Annotated in this window: 12 protein-coding genes and 1 tRNA gene; all 13 read right to left on the bottom strand. The window is 64.8% G+C overall.

The window, feature by feature from the left end; translation table 11 throughout:
- Positions 1–33: 33 nt before the first annotated feature.
- The 13 genes from JI743_RS14495 to JI743_RS14435 all read right to left on the bottom strand — a co-directional run bounded on the left by JI743_RS14495 (position 34) and on the right by JI743_RS14435 (position 15713).
- A complete protein-coding gene (locus JI743_RS14495) occupies positions 34–657 on the bottom strand; it encodes a GntR family transcriptional regulator (protein ID WP_201929179.1) in 624 nt (207 codons plus the stop codon).
- Positions 654–1577 (bottom strand): phytanoyl-CoA dioxygenase family protein, encoded by a 924-nt coding sequence (locus JI743_RS14490; RefSeq protein WP_201929176.1) that lies wholly within the window; start codon positions 1575–1577, stop codon positions 654–656. Before JI743_RS14490 ends, JI743_RS14495 begins: the two co-directional genes overlap by 4 nt.
- A 10-nt stretch (positions 1578–1587) precedes the next feature.
- Positions 1588–2202, bottom strand: coding sequence for an acyl-homoserine-lactone synthase (locus tag JI743_RS14485; RefSeq protein WP_201929173.1), 615 nt, complete (start codon positions 2200–2202; stop codon positions 1588–1590).
- A gap of 90 nt (positions 2203–2292) precedes the next feature.
- Positions 2293–3027: a helix-turn-helix transcriptional regulator gene (locus tag JI743_RS14480; RefSeq protein WP_201929172.1), complete on the bottom strand. Its 735-nt coding sequence runs from the start codon at positions 3025–3027 to the stop codon at positions 2293–2295.
- A gap of 236 nt (positions 3028–3263) precedes the next feature.
- Entirely contained in the window at positions 3264–4199 is a 936-nt protein-coding gene (locus tag JI743_RS14475; protein WP_201929171.1) for a DUF2493 domain-containing protein, read from the bottom strand.
- Positions 4200–4513: 314 nt separating this feature from the next.
- A complete protein-coding gene (locus JI743_RS14470; RefSeq protein WP_201929170.1) occupies positions 4514–5548 on the bottom strand; it encodes a DUF7146 domain-containing protein in 1035 nt (344 codons plus the stop codon).
- A gap of 11 nt (positions 5549–5559) precedes the next feature.
- Positions 5560–9915, bottom strand: coding sequence for a strawberry notch-like NTP hydrolase domain-containing protein (locus JI743_RS14465; RefSeq protein WP_201929161.1), 4356 nt, complete (start codon positions 9913–9915; stop codon positions 5560–5562).
- 93 nt (positions 9916–10008) lie between these two features.
- Positions 10009–10653 (bottom strand): DUF8835 domain-containing pootine, encoded by a 645-nt coding sequence (locus tag JI743_RS14460; protein ID WP_201929153.1) that lies wholly within the window; start codon positions 10651–10653, stop codon positions 10009–10011.
- Between the two features lie 88 nt (positions 10654–10741).
- On the bottom strand, positions 10742–11245 hold the full coding sequence (locus tag JI743_RS14455; RefSeq protein WP_201929151.1) for a hypothetical protein: 504 nt from the start codon (positions 11243–11245) through the stop codon (positions 10742–10744).
- Positions 11238–11717 (bottom strand): hypothetical protein, encoded by a 480-nt coding sequence (locus tag JI743_RS14450; RefSeq protein ID WP_201929149.1) that lies wholly within the window; start codon positions 11715–11717, stop codon positions 11238–11240. Before JI743_RS14450 ends, JI743_RS14455 begins: the two co-directional genes overlap by 8 nt.
- A 149-nt stretch (positions 11718–11866) precedes the next feature.
- Positions 11867–13975: a ParB/RepB/Spo0J family partition protein gene (locus JI743_RS14445; RefSeq protein ID WP_201929146.1), complete on the bottom strand. Its 2109-nt coding sequence runs from the start codon at positions 13973–13975 to the stop codon at positions 11867–11869.
- Positions 13976–14148: 173 nt separating this feature from the next.
- Entirely contained in the window at positions 14149–15459 is a 1311-nt protein-coding gene (locus JI743_RS14440) for a tyrosine-type recombinase/integrase (protein ID WP_201929144.1), read from the bottom strand.
- A gap of 179 nt (positions 15460–15638) precedes the next feature.
- A tRNA-Gln gene (locus JI743_RS14435) sits at positions 15639–15713 on the bottom strand.
- Positions 15714–15760: the final 47 nt, after the last annotated feature.

Genomic DNA, 15760 nt, shown 5'->3' with positions numbered 1-15760 from the left:
TAGGAATTTTATACGACCCATATTCTCCGAATATTATCGAAGCGGCTCCGACCGCTTGCGGATCTCGGCCGCGACACGACCTGCGAAGGTGGCCCGCCGGCGGTGGAAGCGTGTGATTTTGCTGCGCAAAGCGCTCCAGCGCCCGAAGCGATAATCCTCCGACATCGCGGCCAGCGCATCGGCGGCGGACTCATCGACGCGAGCCTCGATCCCACGAATTGTCATGCTTCGCTCGACAACATTGACGATCGCGGCGCGAAGTTCGCCATTCGGGCTGCCGATTGCGATGGTTCTGAAGAGGTGTTCGATCGACTCGGGATATGAGTCGTACGACGCGAGCTCGATCAGCCCGCCGGGCAAATCGGGCCGCGGCAACCTTCCCTTCAAGGCCATCGAGAGCAATGCGCCGGCCCAGCCATAGAGATCGACCAGATCGGCCTCGCTGAGAAATGGCTGCCGGAACCCCTCCTGATGCCAGCTCTCGATGATCCGCTCGCCCGAGAGACGATACAGCGCATCGCGGACGGGCGTAGCGCTCGCGGCGAGCGACCGCGAGAGCTGCACCGCCTCGAGCCGGGTGCCCGGCGGATAAGCACCCGACAGGATACGCGCCTTCAGATCCAGATAGACCCGCTCCATCGTGGCGCCGGGGCTCATGCCGCGAGCGGCCCGCGCCTACGCTGGCCCTCCCCTCCCGGCTGCTGCGCGATCACATAGTCGGCAAGCAACAATTGCTGGTCGGGGCGCAGTGCATCGACCGCCGCAAGCGGATGGTCGGGATAGCCGTCGAACAGTATCGACGGACATTGCCCTTCGAAGTTACCGAGATTGGGCCGATGCTGCGCATACCCGGCGAGCGCGGAGACTTCCGGCAGGAAGGTCCGCGCGATCTCGGGGGGATAAGCGAGCCACTGGTTCTCGTAGGGCTTGAGCCAGCCGAGGCAGTAGCTGACGATGATCCCGCGCCGGACACTGGCGCTTCGGTTCTCGCCGGCACCGTGAAGCGTCGAACCGAGAAAGACGATGGCGTCGCCGGGCTGGGCCTCGGCGACGATCGGCGCTTCCCTGGGCTGTTCGACGAGCGCTTCGACGCCATGGCTGTGCGGCCAGATGATCGTCGCCCCATTCTCCTCGGTGAAGCGCGTCAGAGGCCACATGACGTTGATCAGATATTCGACCTCGCCAAGCGCGCCCTGCCAGAGATCCTGGTCGCGGTGGGGTAGCTGCGCAAGCGCGCCAGGGTGGAGCTCGATCGCCTGCGCGAGGTTGAGCTGGATGCGGTCGCACCAATTGCCCAGCGCCCGTTCGGCGAGACCGAGGATCGCCGGGTTCATGACGAGGTCCGCCATCAGCGGCGACCGGATGAGCAGTCGGCCGAAGCGTTTGGTGCGTGCGCCGTAGAAACCGCCCTCGCAGAAGGGCGTGGCTTCGAAACGCGGGCCGAGATCCTCCGAGATGGCGGCGATAAGCTCCGCCGGGGCCGCACGACGCAGGATCGTATAGCCCTGCGCCATCATTTCGTGGCTGGCGGCTGACCGTGGAAGCGCCGCATCGAGAGAAGCCTGATTGATGATCATGACGCCCTCCTCAAGCAGCGAACGCAGCGGGGGCCGCGGCGGCATTGCTGACGATGCCTGCACCCGCGAGCTTATCGACGGTCGATCCGTCGATATCGATGCGAAGCGCAACGAGCGCCTGGCTGGCGTGAAGGACGGGCTCGCCGAGCGCGCGGCAATCCCAGCCGAAGGTCTGGATCTGGCGGAACCAGGCGAGTTCGGCGACGCCGGTGTAGGTGCGGATGCCGTTCGCGAGAGCGAATTCGGCAAGCCCGACAAGAAGCGCGTCGCGCGCGATGCGCCGCTGGCGCGCACCGATCCCGGGCGACAGGCAGAAACGCGTGATTTCGAGGACATCGGCGCCGTGCGGCACCTCGCCGTCGACGAGGCCCGGAAACAGGCTGTCGAGCAGCGCCGGCCGCGTCGTCAGCAGAAGCCGGGCCGACGCGAGATGCTCGCCGCCTTCATCGGTGACGATGAGATAATTCGCATCCTCATCGTCGAACTGGTCGAGTTCGAACCGTCCGGCGAGTGCCGGCAGGTCCCATTTCAGCAGATCGATGAAGACGCGCTTGCGCGCCTCGAACATCGTGCGCATCGCCTTGTGCTCGAGCGCCCGGTTGGTGGAATCGACAATAAGCAACATGGATAAGCCTCCGTTTGAAAAGAGGCGTTCCAATTGAAGGATTATTTGCCCTCCCGCCATAGCACGATAGGGGGGTGCGAGTGATTTTTCTCAGCGCTTGGCGATGTCCTCGAAGCTGATGTCGCCATCGTAAAGCGCCCGCACCGTGAGCGTGATGCCGCCATTCGCCTCATAACGCTGCCGGGCGTTTCGCAGATGCTCGCGCACCGTGTCTGGACTGAGACCAAGCCTGAGGCCGATCCTCCGGACGGTTTCGCCTTTTGCCGCCCAGATCAGCACCTCGCGCTGCCGGCGCGTGAGCCGCGGCCCGACACGCGCCAGATCTGGATAGGCTATCAGACGCGCTGCGTCGAAGGCTGGTCCGCCGATCATCCGGGCGAATTGCAGCGCGTCAGCGCTCGCAAAGGCGCCGGGTTTCCAAGCAAAGGACACCGAGCCATGCGCGTGTCCTGGAAGGTGGGCGGGGACGGTAAGCCCATCGCCGATGCCATGTCGCCGCGCCTCCGCCAGGATGATTTCATCCTCGGGTCGCTCGGTTTTCATGTCGTGCCAAAGAAAGCCGGCCATCTTGCGCTGGCTTTCGCGGTGGACGGGATCGGTGGCGCCGAGCCTTTGTTCGTCGAACCAATGCTCCCACTCTTCAGGATAGTTGTGAACCCGGATACCCCGGTCCGGCGTCGCCAGGAAATCGATATGATGACTGAGCGCAAACCAGGAGCAGCCCATTCGCGAACAGGCTTCCTGCAGCAGGTCTGCAAGACCCTCCATGTTCTTCACGCGAGAGACGTCGAGCGCGAAATCATGCGCGGCGTCGATCGTCGGCATTGCGACCCATGGCGCGCGGGCCGGTGTTTCCGACCAGTCCGGTCCGCGAGCCCCTCGTCAACGCGGCAGGCCCTGCCCTCTTACTGAGCTGGCCGTGCCGCTTGCGGCTGATCGCTGCTGGTCGAGGCGATCTTGGGAAAATCTGAAACTGCGGGCCAAGTGTCTATTTTTCAAATATATTCGGAAAATAGAACCAGATTGAGCCAATCTCCTGAAATGGACGCAAAAGCGTCACATCAGCCGCCCCGCTTCCGGAAGTCCCAGAGCGGAATCCCCATTTTGTTCGCCTTGTCGGCGAGATTGTCCTGAATTCCGGTTCCCGGAAAGACGATCAGGCCGACCGGCAGCGCTTCGAGAAGGCGATCGTTGCGCTTGAACGGGGCGGCCTTGCCATGTCGGTTCCAGTCAGGCCGGAAGGCGACCTGTGCGACGCCGCGCGCCTCGGCCCAGCAGGCAGCGGCCCGCTCAGCGCCCGTCGGCGTCGCGCCGTGAAGGAGGATCATGTCAGGATGCCGTTCACGGGTCCGATCGAGAACATCCCAGATCGCCCGATGCTCGCCGACATCGCTGCCGCCGGTGAAAGCGATGCGGGTGCCCTCGGGAAGGAGAGCCGCTGCGCGCTTTCGAAGTTTCTCGTCGAGGAAGTCGCGGCTGTCGATCAGCGATGCGGTCAGCGTCTGGTGCCGGACGCGCGATCCCGTTCGTGGAGCCCAGGCCTTGCGGAGCAGCAGCCGGAACTGTTCCGCGGACGCTTCACGGAAAAACTCCATGACGTCGCGACGCTCGATGAGCGAAATGCCCTCGCGCGTCGCCTTCTCGAGCTCGACCGAGCGGATTTCGCTGCCATCCTGCTCGCGCTGTAGTCGGCGCTGCAGCTGCTCATTGTCGTCGAGCCCGCGTTCGATGCGCTCGCCGGCGCGGTGGAAGAGATTGACGAGGTTCCAGAGCAGATCCTCGAGGTCGGGCTCGATCCGCGTCTCGACGAGACACCCAGCGAGTCCGTCGAACATGTCGGCGATCGCACCGCCTGCAAGCTGCGCATCGGGAAGCGGTCGCGGGTCGGGTTCATCCTCATAGGGCCGGTAGCCGAAGAGCTGCATCTCCTGGAGGAGATAGGCCGTCGAGCCGGGTTCGGCGGTGCTCGTGTCGCGATGATCGCTGGCATCGGTCATGGAAGGTCTCCTGAATGTGCCGCGCTCCGCGCGGCCTTCGCGGCGACAGGCAGCGGCAGGCGGCACGGGACCGCACCCCGCCCCAGAGGGCGGGGCCGAAGCGCAGCGGAGGATGGCGAGCGCGCGGCAATTTTGCTTCGCGATGCAAAGGGGCCCAAAGGCCCCGGCGGAAAATTGCAGCGAACGCCGCCATTGCGATGCCGGTCCGTCTGCCGCAGTCGCCCTCTGCGAAGGCCGGAGCGCGGCATTACCGGAACACCAAGGCCGTTCCCGCTCCCGCCACCTGCTCTCCCTTTCCGGCCGACTAGCGGCCGTCAGAGAAAGCGATGACGGTCCGATGGATGAAGCTGACGCGACAGCGACCGCGCAAGGCGGTCGCGGCCGAGAAGGACGAGATCGGCGTTGAAGTCGCCGCGCTCCGGCTCGAGCGGCACGACCTCGATGCCGGCGGCGTCGCCGCGGTCGGTCAGCGTCGCGAGGGCGCCGGCACCGGCGCCATCGTCGTCACGGGCGACATATAGGCGGCGCAGCGCACGCGGAAATTCGATCGCCGCGAGGTGCGCTGCCGATAGTGCGGCGATCATCGACATCGCCGGCATCGGCTCGCGGATCGACAGCAAAGTCTCGATCCCTTCTCCTGCGGCCATGACCGGCGCGGCGGACCCGAAACGCACACCGTGACCAAGCAGCAGTCCCATGGCGCGGCGGGGACAGGTGACGGGGGCCTTGTCCACTGTTGCCGGATCGAGCCAGGTGCGATGAACGCCGGTGACGCGGCCATCCTCACTCGTGACCGCGGCGATCATGGCGGGCCATGCTGGCGGGCCGCCCGGCTCGTCCTCCCCGGAAGGTCGATAGAAGCAATGCGGATGAAAGCGGAGCGGATCCCCGGCCCTGAGGTCGATGATCTTGCGAGCATTTAGATAGAAGCGAACCAGCGTGCCAGCCATCGGCCTCGACCCCGCCCATAGGCGGCGCGCCGCCTCGGGCGATCCCTGCGCGGCCTTCTTCGCTTTCGGTCCAGGGGGCGACGGATCCGGCATCGGCAGGCTGAGGAAATGCCGCGCCTCGTCGAGCGTCTCGCGGAAGCCCGTATGTCCGCAGCTTGCGGCGATGACGTCGAGGAGATCGCCATGATCGCCGCTCGCGGCATCGGTCCACTTTCCCGCCGCCCCGCCGCCTTCACCGCGCGCCGACAAACGGACATAGAGGCTGCGGCCGGGACTATTCCTTATGTCACCGACCATCCAATAATGGCCTTCGCGGCGGCCGTTGGAGAGATAGCGGCGGCACACCGCCTCGGCATTGTCTGCGAGGCGGCGTGCGATATCGGCGGCTGTGCTGGTCATGCGGGGCTCCTTCAGGCGGCCTTGCGCTCGAGAACCCGCGCGATCGGAAATCGATCGACCAGGCGTTCGAACACATCGGCGCCAGCAGCCCCTGCCGGCACGTAGAGCTTCAGTTTCCACGAGACGATCTCGGAGATCAAGCCCATCGATTTGAGGCGCTCGACGCCAAGATCGTTGAAGCCCGAGAGCTCGATCCGCCAATCGTTCATCGACCGTACCCGATTCAGTGCCTGCCCCTCGGCGAGCCCGAGGCCCGCCTCGCCCGCGAGCAGCATGCGCCAGGCATCGGACGGCGCGAGCTTGACCTCGGCGACGCCGGTCACCGCCGCCGCCCAGGCTGCCGACACTTTGCGCCCGATAACCCGCTCGCCGGCATCGGTCTGAAGCCGGTACACGCGCGAGGATTCCTTCGGCAGGCGTCCCCAGATCGGAAGCAGCAGACCGGTGACGATGTGCATCGTTGAGGCTTCGAACTCGGGAAGCTCGGCGACCTCGGCCTTCCACGCCTCGGCAAAGCGTCCTGAGGCGACGGTTTCCCAGTGCGACGTCAGATAATCGGCCTCAAGCATGTTCAGTTTCTCGAGCGGGCGCTGCAGCCGGATGCGGCGATGAATTTCGCCATCATCATCGAAGAGGCTCCGCGCACGAAGGCGGACGGCCGCGCGGCCCGAGCGCGCGTTGACCACGAGCGCGCCCTCGCGCGCTGCAGCGAGCGCCAACGCATCATCGATCGACATCGGCGTCACCCGGTCCTTCCGGCTCACCGTCAGCAATTCGGTCGCAGCGCCTGTGCCGGGATGGGTGTAGATCGTCTGCCGCGCATCGATGACGAAGCTCGCGGCGCGCAAGGTCTCGAGCCCGATTTCGTAGCTCCCCGACGCGACCGCCGCCTCGATCCGCGCCATCAGCAGGTCCTCGAACGCCTCGAAGAGGATGTTCTGGAGGTCGATGGTGAGCGCGAGCATGCGGTTGAGGAAGGTCGTGATTGGCGGCAGCTCGTCGCGAAGCCCGCCGTCGGCGTCGATCAGCGACAAGCCGGTCGCATTTTCGAAGGCAGTGAGCGAGCAGCCATCGACCTTGCCGTCGGCGATCAGCACATAGAGCTGGCGCAGGCTGTCGCGCGCATAATGCGATTCCAGATTATCTTCGGGACGGAACATATTCTGCCCACCGGTCTGCCGCTGACCGCGCGTAATCGCGCCCATGGAATCGAGGCGCCGCGCGATCGTCGAGATGAAGCGCTTCTGCGCCTTCACGTCGGTCGAGACCGGACGGAACATCGGCGGCTGCTTTTGGTTCGTCCGATTGGTGCGCCCGAAGCCCTGAATCGCGGCATCGGCCTTCCAGCCCGCCTCGAGCAGATAGTGGATGCGCCGCCGCTGGTTCTTCGCGCCGAGGTCGGCATGGTAAGACCGCCCGGTTCCGCCGGCCTCGGAGAAGATCAGGATCTGCTTGACATCGTCCATGAAGGCGTGGGTCTCGCCGATGTTGGCGCTCCCCGGACGGTTCTGGACCGCGAAGCGTACCGACCCGTCGCCATTCGTCTTCGGGATGATCCGCCGCGAGCGCCCGGTGACCTCGGCGACTGCTTCCGCCCCAAAATGCTGGACGATCTGGTCGAGCGCGCCGGGGACCGGCGGCAACGACGCGAGCTTCTCGATCATTGCATCGCGGCGTCGGGCCGCCTCGCGATTGACGATCGGATTGCCGTCCCCGTCATAGGCCGGGCGCGACGAAAGATTGCCCTCGCCGTCGGTGCAGGGCTCGAAGAGCTGCACGGGAAAGCTGTGCTGGAGATAGTCGAGCACATATTCGCGCGGCGTGATGTCGAGCGACACATCGTCGAACTCTTCTGCGGGGATTTCGGCGAGCCGGCGCTCCTGCAGCGCCTCGCCGGTCGAGACGATCTGGACAACGGCGGCATGGCCCTCCTCGAGGTCGCGCTTGATGCTCGCGACGACGCTCGGCGTCTGCATCGCGGTGATGAGATGATTGAAGAAGCGCTGCTTCGTGCTCTCGAACGCTGATCGCGCCGCCGACTTCGCCTGTGCGTTGAGCGTGCCATGCTCGGAGCAGGTGACGCCCGCGGCCTCCATCGCAGCGTCGAGATTGTTGTGGATGACCTGGAAGGCGCCGGCATAGCTGTCGTAGATGCGGCGCTGCTCGTCGGTCAGCGCATGTTCGAGCAGCTCATATTCCACTCCATCGAAGGACAGCGATCGCGCGGCATAGAGACCGAGCGCCTTCAGGTCGCGCGCGAGCACCTCCATCGCCGCGACCCCACCCTCCTCAATGGCAGCGACAAATTCCGAGCGCGTCGCAAAGGGGAAGTCGGTCCCGCCCCAGAGTCCGAGCCGCTGCGCATAGGCGAGGTTCTGCACCGTCGTCGCGCCGGTCGCCGACACATAGACGATGCGCGCATCGGGGAGCGCATGCTGCAGGCGAAGCCCCGCGCGCCCCTGCTGCGAGGGCTTCTGGTCGCCGCGCTCGCCCTTGCCGCCCGCGGCGTTCGCCATCGCGTGCGCCTCGTCGAAGATGATGACGCCGTCGAAATCTCGGCCGAGCCACTCGACCATCTGTTCGATCCGGCTCGCCTTGCCCTCGCGCCCCTGCGACCGAAGCGTAGCAAAGGTGGTGAAGAGGATGCCTTCGCGGAGCTTGACCGGCGTGCCCTGTTTGAAGCGCGAGAGCGGCGTGACGAGCAATTTCTCCTGGCCGAGCGCCGACCAGTCGCGCTGCGCGTCCTCGAGCAATTTGTCCGACTTCGAGATCCAGAGCGCGCGGCGCCGACCCTTCAGCCAGTTGTCGAGAATGATCCCGGCGACCTGCCGGCCCTTGCCCGCACCCGTGCCGTCTCCCAGGAACCAGCCGCGTCGGAAGTGGACCGCCGCCTCGGCATCGTCGCTTGCGGCACCGACGCTGTCCCAGTCGTCGTCGACATTCCATGCACCCGATAGATGCCCCTGATGCGCCTCGCCCGCATAGATGACGGATTCTAGCTGCGCGTCCGACAATATGCCTTCGGCGATCAGCCGCGTGGGCAGACGCGGACGATATGAAGGTTTGGGCGGAGCAACCGACGCCATCGCCGCCGACTGGACGAGCGCGGTCGGATGTGGACGGGCGAGCGGGATCCGCAGCGACTGGAGCGCATAGGGCTCATAGATGCTGTCGGCGAGCTGGCCCTCTGGCGACGTCCAGTCGACCAGCTCATAATCGAGTTCATCGACAGCGCCGCCAATGTCCGGGACCGCCGGGTCGCCACGTCCGGCATCGCGCTGGCGCTGACCACCACGCGAGGCCGCGATCTGCGGTACGACAATGGGCTGTGCGCCCGCCGGCGGCCCCGAGCGCGGTGGAAGCTCCTCTTCGACCCACTGCAGCAGCGTCCGGGCATCGGGCGCCTCGCCGCAGCTGGCAACGAAGGAGGTCGGATCTTCCGCTGCAACCTTGTCGATGACCAGCAGGCGCGTTGCGGTGGTCGTCCCATGCTTCGCATAGACTTTGCCCGCAACGGCGGCCGAGAAGACCAAAGTCCCCTGCTCCTGCAGGCGCTCGAAGCCGGACCGGAAGGCCGAGGCCTCGGGCGAGCAATTCGCACCGACGATCGCCACGAGCCGGCCGCCGTCGCGCAGCCGCGCAAGCGCGGAAGCGACATGGCGGAGCGCAACATCGCGCATCGGCCTGTCGACACGCGCTGCCGCCGAGAAGGGCGGGTTCATCAAGACGACCTCGGGCACCGCGCCCTCGACGAGGCGATCGTCGATCGAGGCCGCATCGTGACGCGTCACCGCAGCTGAAGGAAAGACGAGGCCGAGAATGTCGGCCCGTGCATCCGCGAACTCGTTGAGCAATAGCCTGGCACCTGCAAGCTCGGCGTGGATCGCGAGCATCCCCGTACCGGCGGAAGGCTCGAGCACCACATTGCCCGCCGAAATCGACGCCGCGCGTGCGGCAACGAAGGCGAGCGGCAGCGGCGTCGAAAATTGCTGGAAAGATTGCCCCTCTTCGGAGCGGCGCGTCTGGGTCGGGATGCGACTCGCGAGCCGCTGCCACATAGCGAGGCGGCTCTGGTCGGACCGGCTGCGGACCGCCATGGCGCCGCCATAGCGGCGCAGCAGCATCACCTGCGCGACCTCGCACGCGTCATAAGCGGTCTTCCAGTCCCAGGCTCCTTCCGCGTCGCCCGCGCCGAAGGCGCCCACCATCGCCTCGCGGAGCTGGCCGGTGTCGAAAGGCGCCCCGGCCTCGAGCAGCGGCTGCATGAGCTCGGCAGCGGCGATGATCCGTTCAGCGGCGCTCGCGGGAACCGCCGCACCGGAGGACGCGGCGGCGCCCGGCGCCGCCTCGGGAAGAATGTTTCGCATCGGTAGATCCTCGAGAGAGAGGGAAAGGGACGAACCGCCCGCCGCTCTCTCTCGGACCCGGGCCGTTCCCCCTTCCCGGCCCCTCTCTGGCTCTCAGCCGAAGCGCTTGCCCTCCGCGGTGAAGCTATATTCATTGGCCGCGATCGCCTCGTCGACTGCCTCATCCGAATTCAAACCGTCGAACTCCTCCTCAAGGCGGCGGTAGAGCCAGCGGGCGAGATCGCGGAGCGCCTCGATCACCTCCTCTTCGGCGTCCTTGGTCATCTCCTGATAGACCGGGCTGTCGCGCTCGACCGAGAACCCCATGGAATATTCGTGATAATATCGGCCGCGATGCGTCGCGCACGCGTGCAGCTGGAAGAAATTGCGCCATTGGATGTCGGCGAGCGCATCGGCGATCCGATGAAGCTCCTCATCCGTGGGGGCATAGGCGCGGATCGCGGCGGACGAGCCTTTCGCGTAGCAATAGTCGCCCTCGAAGCAGGCTCCGTCGCCCTGGTTCCAGAAGCCCGAAAACCAGATGCTCGGCGTTCGCCGCGTTCCGCCACCATAGAGGCGGACAGGCCGCCTATGCAGTTCGACCCCGATGATGGCGCAGATGCGCTCGAAATCGTCATAGACGAATTCCCACCATTCAAAGTCGAACCCGCCCTGGCGGTACCATTGCCGCGCTTTCTCGCGGGCTTCTTCCGATAGCTCGTCGATCTGATAGACCGTGGTTTCGATAATCTCCGGCATGGGAACCTCCATTTCGCGGGAGCCGAAAAGACCGAAAGCCCGGCGCAAGGGCCGGGCTTTCGGGATGGTACGAGGGAAGCGGCGCCGATCAGCCGGGACCGGAATCTCCGGACAGGCGGGCGATAGCCTCCTCGAGCCAGCCGGCGGTCGATACCGATTGGATGTCGTCCGCGGTGATCAACGTCGCGGCACCACCAAACCCGTCGGGGCGCATCTTCGAGCAAGTCCACGCCGCTTCGACCTCGACATAGTCGAGCGACGAGCGCTTCACGATATCCTGGAAGATGCCCTCGAAGCTGATGACCGACAGATCGAGTTCGAGTTCGTCCGCGTCGGCATCGACTCGTGCGAGTTCGTCGCGAGCCAGATCTGCGAGACTGCTCTCGATAGCTTCATCTTCTGCGAGAAGGGCGCGAACCTCGGCCATGCCGAGGAACACGAGATCGCCCGGTCCATGGCTGGCGCAATAATAGACATCCTCGCCAACCGCTTCTTCCTCGAAAATCTCGCCGAGGACCTTTCGTTCGAGCGCGGTCATTGCTGTGCGCGGAATGTCCGGGCGGATGACGGTCTGGGAAAAATAATCAGCCACGACCCACCTCCTTTCCGGCCGTATCGCCTTCGTCCTCGATCACGAGCGGCGGAACGGCGAAGTCGGCGGCGTCGAAATAGGCGAGCACAGCCTCGAAGCTGCCGCGCCGTTCGATCTCGCCGCGATCGATCAGAACGCGGTCGGACTCGTCGGCAATGAAGGAGTCGGGCGCCCCCTCGCCCCGGTAAATGATCCGCTCGGCGCTCCATTCTGCGAAGAAACCGCCGGCCCAGAAGTGGTAGGCAAGATCATGGTCAGCACAGAAACTCTCAAGGGCCTCGACCTTTCCCCACGCCACTTCATTGGCAAAGAGTTCGAGAGGCTCTCCCTCGGTCCGATGCGAGGCTTCGAAGACCGGGCCGTCCCATTCGGTCGACAGACCCTCGGAGACGATGACCGAGACCAATTCCTCATAGTCGGCGACCGAAATCCGGCCGCCCAGGGTGAAGGTGACGGAAACACGGTCAGCCATGACGACCTCCCCGCGCGATGGGCCGGCGACCATGCGCGGCCTGATGTTGAAAGCTGTTCATTTTCACTTCTCCGGAAAAGCGAAAGCCCGGCACAGAGGCCGGGCTTTCGAGGTTGAGAATACAGGTAGCCGCCTAGCGCGGCGCGGGATCATTCGGCAGCGATCGCGGCCGCGTCGTCACCTCCTTCCCCGTCGTCCGCGAGAAAGGCGGGCAGTTCCTCTGCGTCGACGTCACCGGCGACTGCGGCCACGCCTTCGCCCTCGACGTCGGCCGTACGCATACAGGCGGGAATCCAGTCACTTTCCTCGAGAAGGCGCTCAGCTTCGCGCGCCATGTCGGCCTTTTTGAGATGGTCGATCATCTGCGCGAAATTCTCGCCCCGCGCCTCGGTGACATCGGCGATGATGCGCGGCTTGGTGACGCTGCCGAAATATGCCTCGACAGTCGGCCGCCAGCCGGCAGCATGAACATCGAGCCCGACTGCGCGCGCGAGAATGTCGCTGTGAGCGATCCGACGTTCGACCCCATGCGCCGAAATGCGGCCATTGTCGTAGCGCCCGACAATCTCGGCCTGCGCATTGACGGTGAGCGCGGCGCAGTGGGCGAGGAGCATCGCCTGGTCCTCGCCGGACATGGCGAGAAGATGATCCCACACTTCCTTGTCGGATTGCGGCAGGCGGTCCTTCCACTCAGCCGTTCGTTGATCGATCGCTGCGGCGGGCGCACAATCGCGCAGGTTCGTCGGCGCATTCGAGAAATAGACGCGGTTCGCCGCGATCTGGACGCAGCCTTCGCGGCTGTAGCCATAGAAGCAGCCGATCACGAGCGCGTGCAGGATCGCGAGATAGGCGACGTCGGGACGCTGCGCAAAGGCATCCTGCAGCGCCAGGGTCCGCCAGGCGGTCAGATCCGAAACGAGGCGATCGGGGAGCGGCTTCAGTTGCTCCGCCACAGGCTCGTCCTCGTCGGCTGTGCCAGCGCCATCCCCATGGGCGTCATCGCGCAGCCTAGTCTCGGTGGGAGCGCCGTCGTCACGAGCTTCTTCGCCGTCGTCCGGCCCATCATTCGCGGGTTCATCCTCGGGGCGGACATAGCCCCGATCGATCCGCAGCGAGCCATCGCGTTCGATCGACAGGAAAACGCCGGCATTCGCGATATCTTCGGGCGCGAAGTGCAGCGGCCGCGTCGTCAGCACCGCATATTCGGCATTGATCGCGTCGACCCGCGCATGGATTTCGTCCGGCACCTCCTCGGCCTCGGACCATTCGCGGTCGATCGCTTCGCCTTCCGCCTCGAGTTCGGCAAATCGAGCCTCCTCTTCCTCGGTCATCGGCACCTCGTCGCGGTCGATCGCGCGAAGGTCGCGGAGCGCATCCCAAGGAAGATCGACCGAAGTCGCGGCCCATTTCCAGCCTTCCGCGAGCAGCGCCTCGCCTTCGGCCTTGAGTCTTTCATCAACGAGCCGGTCGAGCAGCGCCGGATCGGTCAGCCAGCCCCCGCCGTCGGCCTCGAAGAGATCGCGCACGATGCCGCCGCCGGCTTCGACATAAGCGTCGGCCGTCACGAAGCGCGCGCGCTTGTCGGCGGCCCGCACGACATTCTCGGTGAGTTTCTGGCGGATGAAGGCCGGTGAGAGACAGTGGCTCTCGGTCAGCATGTCGAACACCTGAACCTGGCGTTCGAAATCATCCGAAATCGTGAACGCCATCAACTGTTCGAGCGACATCCGGTCGTCGGCATAGGCTTCGTGCAGAACGGGCGAGACCGAAGCGAGCTTGAGCCGCTGGCGCACGACGGCCGGGGTGACGAAATGATGAGCCGCGATGGATTCGACATCGTCACCCCGATCAATCATCGACTGCATGGCACGAAACTGGTCGAGCGGATGCAAAGCCTCGCGCCGCGCGTTTTCGGCGAGACTGTCGTCCTCGGCGAGGATTTCGCTATCCGCGGCGCGAACGACGCAAGGGATCGGTGCATCTTTCGCGAGCCGCTTCTGTTTCACGAGCAGCTGAAGGGCGCGGAAGCGCCGGCCACCGGCCGGAATTTCAAAGCGTCCGGATTCCGCGCCAGACTCGTCGAGGATCGGGCGAACGCTGAGGCTCTGGAGCAGGCCGCGCCTCGCTATATCGTCCGCCAGCTCGCCGATAGGCGAGCTGGCAGCGATCTTCCGGACATTGGAGGGGGAAAGCTCAAGCAGGTCGAGCGGAATGTCGCGCGACGGGTTGAGGGTAAGTTTGGGAACCGATCTGGCCATGCCATTTCTCCATGGCGGGCCGCCGCGAGACTCTCTCTTGGCTTCTGGCCCGCCAAAAAGGCGGGGTCCGTCTCTTACTCTCGCGTGATAGGCCGGCGGGCGCCGCCGATTGCCGGCGCTGATACGCGACGCTCCGCCTGTTCCTGGACGCCCGCCGGTGCATGCCGAAACGACTATGCCAGCCGATCCCTCTGCGAGCGCTTGCCGTCGCGGCGGTACCGCATCCGAGTTGATCGAGGTGGATCGATCCGCACGGCAGGCAACTCAAGTCTTTCGGCTACGCCCTCGGCCCGAGCCAATCGCCCGACTTCCTCTTCCCATCGTAAAAAGGACGCCGCCATTTCCTCCTCATGCTCATATCCGTCATATATTCTTTCCATCCCTGACTTCAGATGGTTGAGCATCGCCTCTGCGGTCTCGAAGTCGATTTTCAGTCGCCTTGTATTGCTCCGCATCGTGCGGCGGAGATCGTGCGGCACGAAATGCTCAATAGGATGCCCCGCATAATCGGCCATGCGTTTGAGGATGCGATCGCGGGCTTCGTACCATCCCTGCGTTCGCGGCCCATCGACGCGGGGTGCAGGGAAAATCCACTCGGAATTGGTCATCATGAGCGCTGCGGCCCATGGTCCAAGCGCGATAGCGTGCGCGCTCGAGTTTTTGCTACGTTTCGACGGGATCGTCCATATCCCACGCTCGACCTCGACGCGGCGCGCTTTGGTAAGCTCGGAGAAGCGGACTGCGGTAAGCAGGAACAACACAAATCCCCGGCGGAAATCGCGATCCTCTTCGTCAGCGACCGCGCGCAGATACCAACCAATTTCTTCAAGGCTGAGCTTGCGTTTGCGAGGCGCCTCGGGAAACCGAAGGTCCGCCAGCCGGCGAGCGGGATTGTCCTCGAGACCGACCTCAAGACCGCGTAGACTTGAGGCCCAGCCAAAAAACACTCCCAGTTCCGCCGCGAGCCGATTGGCCCGAACCTTCGCCGTGCGGCCCTTTGCCTGAACCAGCTTGATCAGGTCCCTCTCCGTCACCGCATAGATCGATGTTTTCCCGAGCTTCGGCTCGATGTCGGTATGATAGATTTTGAGCTTGTCGGAGATGGTACGCGGCTTGTTCTTCCTTTTCGCGCGCGATGCCCGACCTTCACGGGCGGCTTCGATATAAAGACCATGCGCCTTGGCGACTGTCATGCTGGCGCGCTCCTCGGCAGCTCGCTGGACTTCCCGTGGATCGACACCCACTTCGACGAGATCGTTGAGCGCTCTCGCCCACTCCCGGGCCGCGGCAATACCGTGGGCCGGATAGAGGCCCAGCGACATCTTGACCTTGCCATCCCCGCCGACGAGCCGGCGCTCGTAGCGCCATTTCTTCTTCCCGCGTGCCAGGACTTCGATGCTGAGACCCGGTGTAAGCGGATCGCTGAGCGTTCCGCCACGCAGCGAATCAAGACCAGATGGTGTGAAAGCAGTCTTTCCGGACATGTGCCGACTCCAAAATCGGCTATCCGGAAAATCAGGGGACAAACTCGGGGACAATAGGTGTCAAACCCGGTCCAAAGCTGGCCAAATCAGTCCAAATGACCGTCCGGCCGAGCCCTTTTGGAGCTGTCCCTGAAACCCTACGTTTTACGCCGAATCCCAAGGGATTCAGCCGCACCGACTGGCTGGGGCGGCAGGATTCGAACCTGCGCATGGCGGTACCAAAAACCGCTGCCTTACCGCTTGGCTACGCCCCAACGGCCGGTGCGAGGGCGCTCTATAGCGGCTCGCCCGGGCTTGGCAA

The sequence above is a fragment of the Sphingopyxis jiangsuensis genome, from assembly GCF_016734905.1.
Classification (GTDB): Bacteria; Pseudomonadota; Alphaproteobacteria; order Sphingomonadales; family Sphingomonadaceae; genus Sphingopyxis; species Sphingopyxis jiangsuensis.
The sequence above is the reverse complement of the archived record's forward strand: the minus strand, read 5'-3'. Positions and strand labels throughout refer to the sequence as shown.

Excerpts from the sequence above, each read along its gene's own strand:
- JI743_RS14495 (WP_201929179.1), bottom strand. The coding sequence starts at position 657 with ATGAGCCCCGGCGCCACGATGGAGCGGGTCTATCTGGATCTGAAGGCG.
- JI743_RS14490 (WP_201929176.1), bottom strand. The coding sequence starts at position 1,577 with ATGATCATCAATCAGGCTTCTCTCGATGCGGCGCTTCCACGGTCAGCC.
- JI743_RS14485 (WP_201929173.1), bottom strand. The coding sequence starts at position 2,202 with ATGTTGCTTATTGTCGATTCCACCAACCGGGCGCTCGAGCACAAGGCG.
- JI743_RS14480 (WP_201929172.1), bottom strand. The coding sequence starts at position 3,027 with ATGCCGACGATCGACGCCGCGCATGATTTCGCGCTCGACGTCTCTCGC.
- JI743_RS14475 (WP_201929171.1), bottom strand. The coding sequence starts at position 4,199 with ATGACCGATGCCAGCGATCATCGCGACACGAGCACCGCCGAACCCGGC.
- JI743_RS14470 (WP_201929170.1), bottom strand. The coding sequence starts at position 5,548 with ATGACCAGCACAGCCGCCGATATCGCACGCCGCCTCGCAGACAATGCC.
- JI743_RS14465 (WP_201929161.1), bottom strand. The coding sequence starts at position 9,915 with ATGCGAAACATTCTTCCCGAGGCGGCGCCGGGCGCCGCCGCGTCCTCC.
- JI743_RS14460 (WP_201929153.1), bottom strand. The coding sequence starts at position 10,653 with ATGCCGGAGATTATCGAAACCACGGTCTATCAGATCGACGAGCTATCG.
- JI743_RS14450 (WP_201929149.1), bottom strand. The coding sequence starts at position 11,717 with ATGGCTGACCGTGTTTCCGTCACCTTCACCCTGGGCGGCCGGATTTCG.
- JI743_RS14445 (WP_201929146.1), bottom strand. The coding sequence starts at position 13,975 with ATGGCCAGATCGGTTCCCAAACTTACCCTCAACCCGTCGCGCGACATT.
- JI743_RS14440 (WP_201929144.1), bottom strand. The coding sequence starts at position 15,459 with ATGTCCGGAAAGACTGCTTTCACACCATCTGGTCTTGATTCGCTGCGT.